Genomic DNA, 247 nt, shown 5'->3' with positions numbered 1-247 from the left:
TCGCGCTGTACACGCCTGCTGCCGGACCCACCCGGTGACCAGCTACGGAGTCCATGTTCAGGATCTGGCCGGACTTCTGCGCCAACATGACAGGCAGCACCGCGGCGATCGCGTTCAGGTAGCCCTTGATGTTGACGTCGATCATCTTGTTCCAGTCGGTGACGGCAAGATCCGCCCAGTTCGAGAACAGCATCAGACCGGCATTGTTCACAAGGATGTCGATGCCGCCATACGTTTGCCCGGCGAA

The 247-nt window shown here is 59.9% G+C and carries 1 protein-coding gene; it reads right to left on the bottom strand.

What is annotated here, in order from left to right:
• A partial coding sequence (locus tag SB660_RS22760) for an SDR family oxidoreductase (protein ID WP_410584782.1) occupies positions 1-247 on the bottom strand: 247 nt, incomplete at both ends.

It is taken from the genome of Bacillus sp. SIMBA_005, assembly GCF_046535585.1.
Taxonomy (GTDB): Bacteria; Bacillota; Bacilli; order Bacillales; family Bacillaceae; genus Bacillus; species Bacillus pumilus.
The sequence above is the reverse complement of the archived record's forward strand: the minus strand, read 5'-3'. Positions and strand labels throughout refer to the sequence as shown.